This is a genomic window from bacterium, assembly GCA_014360495.1.
Lineage (GTDB): Bacteria > Armatimonadota > JACIXR01 > JACIXR01 > JACIXR01 > JACIXR01.
On the sequence record JACIXR010000008.1, the window covers coordinates 132,533 to 143,290 of the forward strand.

The 10,758-nt window shown below is 45.8% G+C and carries 11 protein-coding genes; 7 read left to right on the forward strand and 4 right to left on the reverse strand.

The window, feature by feature from the left end; genetic code table 11:
* The first annotated feature begins 14 nt into the window (after positions 1-14).
* The gene (locus H5T88_08255; GenBank protein MBC7330332.1) at positions 15-716 is read left to right on the forward strand and encodes a PIG-L family deacetylase; all 702 of its coding nucleotides are present in this window, start codon (positions 15-17) and stop codon (positions 714-716) included.
* Between the two features lie 44 nt (positions 717-760).
* On the opposite strand, the gene H5T88_08260 is transcribed toward H5T88_08255, so the two are convergent.
* The 4 genes from H5T88_08260 to H5T88_08275 are packed head-to-tail and all read right to left on the reverse strand — an operon-like array spanning position 761 to position 5,728.
* Positions 761-1,855 carry a hypothetical protein gene (locus H5T88_08260; protein MBC7330333.1) on the reverse strand — a complete coding sequence of 365 codons (1,095 nt, stop codon included), beginning with the start codon at positions 1,853-1,855 and terminating at the stop codon, positions 761-763.
* Between the two features lie 4 nt (positions 1,856-1,859).
* Positions 1,860-2,642 (reverse strand): trypsin-like peptidase domain-containing protein, encoded by a 783-nt coding sequence (locus H5T88_08265; protein ID MBC7330334.1) that lies wholly within the window; start codon positions 2,640-2,642, stop codon positions 1,860-1,862.
* Complete coding sequence (locus H5T88_08270) at positions 2,639-4,672, reverse strand: PDZ domain-containing protein (GenBank protein ID MBC7330335.1); 2,034 nt, start codon at positions 4,670-4,672, stop codon at positions 2,639-2,641. The genes H5T88_08265 and H5T88_08270 overlap by 4 nt, the downstream gene beginning before the upstream one ends.
* Before the next feature lie 24 nt (positions 4,673-4,696).
* The gene (locus tag H5T88_08275) at positions 4,697-5,728 is read right to left on the reverse strand and encodes an acetylxylan esterase (protein ID MBC7330336.1); all 1,032 of its coding nucleotides are present in this window, start codon (positions 5,726-5,728) and stop codon (positions 4,697-4,699) included.
* Positions 5,729-5,876: 148 nt separating this feature from the next.
* Between H5T88_08275 and rpmE the strand changes: the two genes are divergently transcribed.
* The 6 genes from rpmE to H5T88_08305 form a co-directional block, all read left to right on the forward strand.
* A complete protein-coding gene (gene rpmE / locus H5T88_08280) occupies positions 5,877-6,047 on the forward strand; it encodes a 50S ribosomal protein L31 (protein MBC7330337.1) in 171 nt (56 codons plus the stop codon).
* Between the two features lie 10 nt (positions 6,048-6,057).
* Positions 6,058-6,912, forward strand: coding sequence for a DUF1385 domain-containing protein (locus H5T88_08285; protein MBC7330338.1), 855 nt, complete (start codon positions 6,058-6,060; stop codon positions 6,910-6,912).
* Positions 6,913-6,919: 7 nt separating this feature from the next.
* Positions 6,920-7,975 (forward strand): peptide chain release factor 1, encoded by a 1,056-nt coding sequence (prfA, locus tag H5T88_08290; protein ID MBC7330339.1) that lies wholly within the window; start codon positions 6,920-6,922, stop codon positions 7,973-7,975.
* Positions 7,972-8,826, forward strand: coding sequence for a peptide chain release factor N(5)-glutamine methyltransferase (gene prmC / locus H5T88_08295; GenBank protein MBC7330340.1), 855 nt, complete (start codon positions 7,972-7,974; stop codon positions 8,824-8,826). Before prfA ends, prmC begins: the two co-directional genes overlap by 4 nt.
* Positions 8,816-9,532 carry a tetratricopeptide repeat protein gene (locus H5T88_08300; protein MBC7330341.1) on the forward strand — a complete coding sequence of 239 codons (717 nt, stop codon included), beginning with the start codon at positions 8,816-8,818 and terminating at the stop codon, positions 9,530-9,532. The genes prmC and H5T88_08300 overlap by 11 nt, the downstream gene beginning before the upstream one ends.
* A gap of 366 nt (positions 9,533-9,898) precedes the next feature.
* Positions 9,899-10,758, forward strand: an 860-nt coding sequence (locus tag H5T88_08305; GenBank protein ID MBC7330342.1) for a beta-galactosidase, incomplete at its 3' end; no start/stop codon positions are given.

Below are 10,758 nucleotides of genomic sequence, written 5' to 3' on the forward strand. Positions count from 1 at the left end.
GGAGGGATGAGAGAATGAGGGTTTTAGCTGTTGGCGCTCACCCTGATGACCTTGAGATACTTTGCGGAGGGACGCTCGCCAAATTCGCCAAGCGAGGAGATGAAGTGATTATGGCTCATCTTTGCAGCGGCAATATGGGTGGAAGGGATATAGAGCCTGAGGAGCTGGCGAGGATAAGGGATGAGGAGGCTAAAAGAGCGGGAGCGGTGATTGGTGCGGAGGTCTTGGGACCTATAGCTGGCGACCTTGACCTTTATCCAACGAAGGAAATGCGTCTGAAAGTCGTTGATATAATAAGGATTGCGAAGCCCGACTTAATCATAACGCATAGTCCAAACGATTACATGCCCGACCACACGATAACATCTCAACTCGTCTTTGAAGCTTCCTTCACCGCTACGCTCCCCTTGTTCAAAACCGAGCAGCCAGCGTATGAGCCCATCGTCCCAATTTACTATATGGATACCCTCGCTGGGATAGGCTTTGAGCCAACTGAGTATGTTGATATAACGGATTTCTTTGAGCTAAAGAAGAAGATGCTATTGTGTCACGAGAGCCAATATAAGTGGTTGAGCGGGCATCATCAATCCGACCCTTTGAACTTGATAGAGACGATGGCTAAATTCCGAGGGCTTCAATGCGGGGTCCTCTACGCTGAGGCTTTTAGACCAGCAAATCTTTGGGGAAGGCTGAGGGCAGAGAGACTGCTTCCCTAAGAGAATATGTAAGGAGTGTCTGCCCGAATACCTTTAGCCATTTATTATTCTCTCCAAAGCCATTCGTATTTCTCCTTCAGCTTCTCCAGGTCAACATTCTCGCCGAATTTGTCTATGAAAATTAAGATGTTTGCATCGTCCGAATTCTCAACTACATAGTCTAAATATTCATTAGTTGAGGAAAAATCAATTCCTATCTTGCCCGCTCCGCCAATGCGAGGGATGAGGAGACATGTATCCTTCAAGACCTCAACCGCCTTGGGATAATCGGTTTCGGTGACGCCCATATCAACCCCCCTTAGCTTGTTTATTTTCTTCAAGTTCTCGTAATTGAAGGCGAAGTTTCCGCAGGAGTGGACGTGAAGCCCGTTAAAAGCATCTGCGAGCTTTTGATTGTAAGGGAGGGCGAATTCCTCATATAAGTGAGGGGAGACAACCGCTACGAGGTCCTCGCTTATGGAAATCCCCCAATCCTCCGGCACCCAAACTCCAGGACAATGGTTGGGGATGAACTCCTCACAGAGTTCCTTCTGCATCGGTACAAAATCTATAATGAGCTCGGTTACCATGTCAAGGAGGGTATGAACGGCATCCGGGGCGGTATACATAGCGGTTAAGAAGGAGGAGTATTCCCAAATCAGGGAGGCGGTATCAAGAGGTCCTTGAATATCCGTCATCCTTATGGGCAATTCTCCGTTTGTTTTCTCCACCATAAATTTGGTCAAATCAAGTACATCCTTTAGAAGCCCGCCCGTGGGTTCAGGCTCCTTCAATTTATAAACATCATCGGGTTCGTGAACGATTGGCTTAGTCCAGGGTTGTTCAACCTCGGGATAAATAACCTCACAACCAAATGCTGACGCCAGAACGCCAGTTCCAAGATAGGGGAAAAGATGGGGAATGTAATCATCTTTGAGTTGGCTGCGCAATTTTATCTCGTAGAGCTGAGATTTAAGCATCAAGTCCCAATTCATAAACCATTCTCTTGTGCTCGCAGGAGGTGGTCTATCGGGGTCGTTTTCCTCTCCACTGGCGAAACCATTGAGCATATAACCCGGTCTATCAACTTTTTCAAGCTTCCAAAGGCGGGTTAGGAAGTCCTTCCTTTCCTCTATTTCCGATTCATCAAACCACTTCATGGCTCTACTCCTTGATTTGTCCTGCGCTATCTTTCACTGTTTTCGCAGGAAGAATAACAAAGCTAAACGGATCAGATTGGGAGATGGAGAATAACATAGAAGGTGAGAAAAAGGATAGAGATTCTTCCGACTTTCTCATCAGAGCCAAGCATATACCGACCAACTTTCCATCCAGTGTGAATATAGGGCTACCTGGTGAGAAGTCGCTCATAGGGAGAAAATATTTCCTCGGCTTATTTATTATCCCTCCTATCTTTGAAATGGAGACGAAAATAGCCCTATCTTGCTCTTCTCCCAGCCTTTGGATTCCTATCACTTCGTCAATCAATTCGGGCTCTGCTGAGTTATCCAAATCCACACATTCCAACTCAACGCTTTTATCCGTTGGTCTGATGAAGACGAGGTCGAGCTTATCGTCTCTGAGAACGATTTTCCCATCTATCTCCCTATTATCGGGCAAGATTATCTTCACGCTTGTTATCTCGCTTTTCATCTGGTAACCGCTTTCCCCAAACATCTGCTGAAAAACCTTTGATGGGTCTATTGAGGATGAGGAGGTAGCGATGGTGCCTTTTTTATCTATAACCGTCCCTATTACCTCGTATTTCATCTCCTCCTTGCTTGTTTCCTGCCCCTGAAAGACGCTCCATTCCTTAACAATCACTCTAACCGTTACAACGGCGTTTTTGTAAGTATCCACGACTTTCTTCACCATTTCTTTCTCAACCTGGGCGTAAACACCCATCGCGAACAGCAAACAAAGCAAAACCAAAAAAGTCTTTTTCATTCTTTCACCTCCCAAACTTGTTTTCTAATTTCAATGAACTTGTGCTCAGTATCCCTCTCTATATAGAAAACCAAGTCCTGTTTTGCCTTCTTTAGTTCCTCCAGCGTGTTTTTGAATTCCTCTACATTTTTCGCCTTCTTTCCGTTAACCTCCAATATTATATCGCTCACGCCCAAACCCGCTATTGAAGCCCATCCACCTTCCTCTATCCCCTCAATTATGACCCCTTCTTTCCCTTCTTCCATTTCCTTCACATCCTCAAAGCATAAATCTCTAACTGTCATCCCTAAATTACTATCCTTATATTTCGCTACCTCATCCCTTCCCCTCGGCTCTTCAATCAACCTAACCCTTTCTATCGTTTCCTGTCCATCTCTCATCAAGGTAAGCTCTATCTCTTCACCAACAGAATAATCCGTTAGCCTCTCAAAGAAGACAGCCTTATCGGCTGGCGACCTTATGGGAAGACCCTCACCATTTATTTCCACAATGATATCTCCTACTTTTAGAGGAAAAGCCTTATCCTTTGTGAAAACCTCGGTAACAATAACTCCTCTTTTCTTGATACCCAGCTTTCCCCTCAGGTCATCCGTAAGGCTTTGCACCGATATCGGCAACCAACCCTTCTTCGCGTAGGGAGGAGTTTCAGTTTCCTTCTCCTCCTTCAAATGAAGAACAGTGAGCATCTTTTCCTTCTTCCTTTCAAAACGGACAAGAACATCCGCATCGCCCTTTATCTCGCTCAATATTTTTTCTAAATCCTCTATATTCTTCACCTTTTTCCCGTCTATCTCTACTATAACATCCTTTTCCATTATCGCCGGCTTCGCCTCCCCGCAAGCTCCTCCCGGTCTCACTCCCGTCACAACAACACCCTCCCTTGAATCCCTTTTAAGCTCCATAGCCTCTTTGAGCGATATATCCCTCGCTGTTATCCCCAATCTTCTTATCTCCTTCGTTTTGCAATAAGTGCTTTCTCTTTTAACCGGTTTCAAGAAAACGACCCTCTTTAGCCCTTTCCTCAAGAGGAGAATCCTCGTGAATCCATCAAGGGGAAGCTGGGAGGTCAATTGATTGAATTCCGGTATATCCTCAATCGTAGCCACTTTGACATTTTTATCTCCGATTTGGAGGATTATATCGCCAGGAAGGATTCCCGCTTTCTCAGCCGGCGAACCCTTAATCACTCCCGAAACTAACACTCCCTCCTTCATTCGCGAGGTCGTTAGCAGGGGTTGGATTTCAATTCCCAGCCAACTCCTCGTTATCTCCTTCTTTTTAATCAGCTCCTCTGCTATTTTCTTCGCTATATTCCCTGGTATCGCTCCTCCCAAGCCTATCGCTATCTCGTTCACGCCCACTATTTCCCCCTCAAGATTGAGGAGCGGACCTCCGGAGTTCCCCGGGTAGATTGGAGCGTCGTGTCCTATCCATGTTATCATACTTCCCACATTTTCTCCTTCAATTTCCACTTCCTCTCCCCGAAATATCTCCGGGATGACGAGCCTCGTGTTGCTGACGATTCCAAGCGTGAGAGATTGAGAGAGGGCGTAGGGGCTCCCCGCTGCTATCACCCAATCCCCGACCCTCAGTTTAGAGGAATCGCCGAATTTAGCGGTGGGGAATTTTCTATCTGATTTAAGCTTGATTATAGCGAGGTCTGTAAGGGGGTCGCCGGCGTAATATTCTCCGTCTATCTTCTCCCCGTCCCACATAATGCATCTCACATACTTGGCGTTTCCTGCGACATGATAGTTAGTGAGGACATAGCCATCGGGATGGATTATCGTCCCGCTTCCGCTGACCTCCATCTTTATCTCCTTCCCCTGTTGATAGTAGGGAAGGACGGCAAATATCTTCACGATGGATGGTTTTATTTTTTCCGCGACCAGCTTGGCTTTCTCCTGAACGCTCTGGGGAATTTCCCTTTGAGGAAAAGCCACTAAGGAAAATAGAAAGAGATGCAGGAGGAAAAATCCTCTAACAATCCTCACTCCTCTAATAGGTTTGAGGTTACTGACTTTTTCCATTTCTCCTCTCTCAAAAGATTACATTTAGCCGAACATCAACCTGTTTATCACTGGCCAAGCGAGGTCAGCGTAATTGCGGTGTCCCCCAGGACCGACAACGAGTTGAACTCTTTCGGGATAGCCAGCCTTTTCATAAATCAACTTAGCTTTCTCGTAAGCCTTCCTAACACCGTGGATGGGGAAAATGGGGTCTTGTTCTCCCGCGACGATGACGAATGGGCGTGGCGCTATCAATCCAGCAAGGTCCTCCTCCCCGAAATACTGGAGCGCTCCTGGGATGTAATTATCAGCGCAGTGATATATGGTCATAATGGAATCTTCGTAAGTGCAAAAGGCACAAATAACGACCGAGAGGGTGATTCTCGGCTCTATGCAGGAGGCATAAAAAGTCACCGTTCCTCCTCCAGATTCCCCCATACAGCCAATCTTCCTCCTGTCAACGAAGGGAAGCTGATAGAGAAGGTCTATACCCCTCATCACATCCGCTATTCTTTCGGCGGTGAAGGTGTGCCCAAGCATCAAGGCGTGCATAACCGCATCGTGGCAGGTATGAGGAGCGAGCATCTTTTGAAGCTTTTCCCTTCTCTCTCCAAAAGCCCTCTGCTCAATTGCGAGGGCAACATAGCCGTTTTTCACTGCTTGAATGGCGAAATCTCTGTCCTGAGCTATGTTTTCCTCGTCTTCTTTATTGTATGCTCTTCCTATAGAGATATGGGCGCCTGGAGAATGCCCTTGGAGGCAAACCATAGCAGGATATTTTTTCTTTTTTTCCTTTGGGACGAGTAGATAAGCGAGGACAAGGACATCCGGCGTGTTGTAGAAGGAAATCTTCTTCAGCGAATACTCCGGTGTATCTTCTTCCTCTAAAATCTTATATTCCACCGGTCCTTCGTCCTTATAAATTGGTCCGAGCAGTTGCTTCAGCTTTCTCCTCAATTTTGTCTGCCAAGTCTTGAACTCTACATTAGGGGAGAAGGCGAGGGATTTCCTCGCTTTCTCCATCAAGCGGAGATGAAAATATGAGGGGGAAAGTTTCTTCAGTTCTTCTTCCGTCATTTTAACATCCTCTCCTTTCTATTCCACATTATAAACAACATCAAAAATTCGGTAAATAATGTTTATATGTCTAAGGGGTTGAAATAAAGCATTTATTCGGTATAATTTTTTATGATGAAGAATTCCAAATAGCGAGGTGTTTAGGCTGATGAAGAAGGATATCCATCCCAAATATGTAGAATCCGTCGTCACCTGTGCTTGTGGCTATACCTTTAAGACCATATCCACGAAGCCCCAAATAAGAGTGGATATGTGCTGGCGCTGCCATCCCCTATTTTCTCAGCTATTGAAAGAACAACAGCAAAAGAGCGGGAAGTGAACAATAAGAATTGAGCAATTTCCTCTTAGGTGGCTCAGCGGTGTTGGAGGGTGTTATGATTTTCTCCCCTTATTGTTATGCTGTTGCCTGTAGGAAAGGGGAGGAGGTGGTTGTTTATAAGGAATCGTTCCCAAGCCTGTCTCCCTTGCCCCAAATCAATTTCCTCTCACGACTGCCCTTTCTGCGAGGAATATTGGCTTTCTTTATCTCGCTTGCTATGTCTTTGCGGGCTTACTCTATTTCAAAGAAGTTATCCTCCTCAGAGGATGTTCAAAATGTCTCAATTGATAAAGGCTCTCTTCTAAAACTTTTTCTCAACTTGGTTCTGGTTTTTGCGTTCCTCCTTCTTTTGCCCGACCTTATTTCTCGTTTCTTTCGTTCTTCATTCCTTTTAGCAAGTCTATTTGAAACAGCCGTTCGTATTTTGTTTCTTATATTATATATTCTCCTATTCTCCCTCTTTCACTCGGGTAAACGCCTCCTCCAATATCATGGAGCAGAGCACAAAGTGATAAATGGCTTTGAGGATGGGGCGGAGCTAACACCTGAAGGACTACAATCCTATCCAACGATTCATATGCGCTGCGGAACCACCTTGTTTGCCCTTGTTCTTTTGCTCCTGTTCTTCCTTTATCTTCCTTTGCAGGGACTTGCTTTCCCCCTTAGCCTTTTCTGTAAGACCCTTTTCTTCCCCTTCGCCCTTCCCATTGCCTTTGAGTTGATTTATCTTGCTTTACGAGACGAGCGTTTTTACTTCCTCCTCGTACCTGGGCTGCTTCTTCAGAGAATAACTACAAAACAACCCGACAAAGAACAGATTGAAGTAGCGATAGCGGCGCTGAAGGAGGTGGTAGGAATTGCTTGAGGGAAAAGTGATTCAAAAGTTGGAGGAAATGAAGAAGGAATATGAAGGGATAATGGAGGAGATGGCTAAGCCATCCGTTATCTCTGATACCGAGAAAATGCGCCAGCTCTCAAAGCGTCTAACGCAATTGGAAGAGATATTATCCCTCTATGAGAAATACAACAAAAATATTGAAGAGGAAAAGGAGACGAAAAAACTCCTTGACGACCCGGAGATGCGTCCTCTCGCTGAGGAGGAGATAGAGAAATTGCGGGAGGAGAGGGAGAAATTGGAGGAGGAAATCCTCTCCCAGCTTTTCCCTCCCGACCCTTATGCTGACAGAACGGCGATAATTGAGATTAGAGCTGCAACTGGAGGGGAGGAAGCGGCTCTTTTCGCTGCTGACCTTGTGCGGATGTATCTTCGCTATGCGGAAAGGCATGGCTATAAGGCGGAGATAATCCACGCTAATATGACGGGTTTAGGAGGGTATAAGGAAGCGATAATAACAGTTGAGGGAAAGGGAGCATATAGCCGATTGAAGTATGAAAGCGGTGTTCACAGGGTGCAGAGAATACCGGAGACGGAGAGTGGGGGGAGGATTCACACTTCAACAGCAACCGTTGCTGTTTTGCCTGAAGCAGAAGAGGTAGAGGTGGAGATTAAAGAGGAGGATTTGGAGATAGAGACATTCCGTTCCTCGGGACCGGGAGGTCAGCATATGCAGAAGAACGAGACCGCGGTGAGGATTCGCCATATTCCAACCGGGATAGTTGTCGTTTGTCAGGACGAGCGCTCCCAATCGCAGAACAAGGAGAGGGCATTGCGGACATTAAGAGCTCATCTTTTGGAAATGAAGAGGCGTCAGCAGGAGGAGGAGCTCGCAGCGCAAAGGAGGGCACAGATAGGAACGGGAGCGAGAAGCGAGAAGATAAGAACCTACAATTTCATTCAAAATAGGGTTACCGACCACAGAATTGGCTTGACCATTTATCGGCTTGACGATATTTTAGATGGTGATCTGGATGAGATAATAGATGCCTTAGCCCTACAGGAAAAAATGCTCTCAGGAGAGAAGCAATGAGGCCGCTAACATTTAGGGCAGCTCTCCTATGGGGCCTGCGCCTTCTAAGGGAGGCGAAGGTCCCTGACCCCCATGTCTCCGCGCGAATCCTCCTTCAATCCGCAGCTTCCATCTCTCATCAGGAGCTAATCACACTTCTCCCTAAGCCAATTCTACCTCCTATTTTCTCTTATTATCGCTTCCTGCTAAAAAGAAGGCAAAGGCATGAACCACTTCCATATATAACCGGTTTTTACCCCTTTATGGACTTCCATTTATTGATTAGACGAGGCGTTTTCATCCCTCGTCCGGAAACGGAGATTTTAGTGGAGGTAGCCGAAAAGAAGCTCAAGGATAAAGAGGGCGTAGTCATAGATGTAGGGACGGGAAGCGGAGCCATCGCTATAGGCTTGGCTCGTCTCTGCCCCAAGCTATCCATAATCGGGATAGATATAAGTAGGGAAGCGATTTCTTTGGCAAGGATAAATGCGAGGATTAACAAGGTGAGCGATAGGGTTATCTTTAAGCGAGGTGATATAAGAGACATACAGCTCCCCAAGGCAACTTGCATCGTTTCAAATCCACCTTACATCCCAACCTCTCAACTTCCTTCCCTTCCTTTAGAGATTCGCCTATATGAGCCTATCAAGGCATTGGATGGCGGCGAGGATGGACTGGAAGTGATAAGGGAAATCGTGAGGCGAGCGAGGGATATACTCCTTCCGGGTGGTTTTCTGCTTTTGGAGATTGGGGAAGGGCAAAGTGAAAAAGTAAGGGAGTTGCTCTCAAAAAATGGTTTTAAGGATATTGAAGTGTTCAGGGATTTGGGAAAGGTTGAGAGGGTTATATCAGGGGTGAAATGTGAGGAATAGCATCTGGGTTTTGATTTTTGTTGTTATTTTCGGCTATCTCTATTATTCGTTTCGTTCCTTTCCCGTCAGGGATTGGAGGGAGTTTATTTTAGGTCGCTATTATCTATTCAATGGAAAAAGGGAAAAAGCGGAAAAAGAGTTCGCTGCCGCCCTAAGGAAACATCCCGAGCGAAGCGAGATGGTGACACAGATTGCCCTATTTTATCTCACTATGGGGAAATTGGATAAGGCGGAGGAGGTGCTCAAGAAGGCTATTCAACGCAAGCCGAGCTTTGATTTGTATTATCTTCTTGGAAATTGCCAGCTGGAGGCAGGGAAAGTAGACGAGGCAGAGAAGTCCTTCGCCAAAGCTGTGGAGCTTGAGCCATCTAATCCCTACGCCCTAAACAATCTCGCCTATATTTGGGTAGAGGAGGGAAAGAGGTTGGAGGAGGCGGTGGAGCTATTGAAAAGAGCGATAAAAAAGAGCAGGAGCCCGGAGATACTTGATAGCTTGGGCTGGGCTTATGTCAAGCTGGGAGAGGTGGAAAAGGGCTTGAAGCTATTGAAGGCAGCGGCGGAACGGAGGCCCGCTAACTGGGAGATAAGATATCATTTAAGCGTAGCTTATGAGAAGCTTGGAAATCGTCCTGCTGCGAAAGTGGAAGAGGCAAAAGCGAAAATACTTTTCAAGAGAGAAAAAGAATTGGGTGCAGGGCTTCAATAGGAGAAAAAAATGCTCCAGAGTTATCTGACAACAAAAGGAGATAGGCTAGGTAGGTAATATCAAAATTTTGAGCCATTGATGTGGGTCTAATTCTAACAAAATATGCACATAAACCTATGGTAACTTATTAGATTGGATAAGGATATCGCGGATAGGTTTGTTTGAGAAGCGAAGGAAAGGGGAATTAGAAGGCTTATTCCTATGCGAGTCGCCGGCATTTCTCATCTCGGTTCAGTTGTGTAAAGCTGTCCCTCCATTGATGTTATAAGAGGATTACTATTTTAAAAAGCCACTTAAATATTCACGCATTTTATAAAATGTTTAAAATGTTTTAATATAATTGCTAGGAAAGGAGAGGTTAAGAATATGAATAAATGGGTTGTGATTTTTAACCTATTTAGCCTTTTATCATTAGCCTTCTGCTTAACCGCCTCCGTGCGCTCTTTAAAGGGAACACCTACTCTCTTCGTTGACGAGATTCCCCACACTCCTTTAATCTACCATGCTGTCAGGGAGAATGAGAGGACATTTCATACAATTGGGATAGCGAAAAAGCAGGGTTTTGACCTCATCGGTTATGCTGACATTTATGCCTGGATAACTTGCCCTGGGGAGGAGTTTGACTATCACTGGGTGGATGAGAAAATAGATAAAATCCTCGCCCTTAATCCCAATGCTCTTCTCATACTTCGAGTAGGGGTGGCTACTCCTGATTGGTGGAAAAACGAACACCCTGAGGCGATAATGGTATTCAAAAAATTGGAGAACGGAAAATGGGTGGATGTGAAGGAGGTAGTGACGATAGGAGGAAAGGAAGGGATAAGCGTTGCTTCTCCCGAATGGAAAAAGGATGCAGTTGAAGCTTTGAAGAAGCTCGTTAAGCATCTTGAGACGAAGTACGGCGACCACATTATAGGATATATGCCAGTGGCTCAGAACACTGGTGAATGGTTCTATTACGATGCCGGTGGAGCCAAGTTGAACTGTTGTGAGCCCGTCTTTGAGGAAGCCTTTCGTCAATGGCTTAAGGAGAAATACAAGAGCGAGGAGAACCTTAGAAAGGCTTGGAATGAGCCCTCCCTAACATTTGATAGCGTATCCCTACCATCTCCCGAGGAGAGGATGAACGCCACCTATGGCTTCTTCCGAGACCCGGGGAAGGAAAGGAAGTTGATAGACTTCCACGAATTTCAAAACATAGCTATGGCTTCCGCTTTGGAGGATTT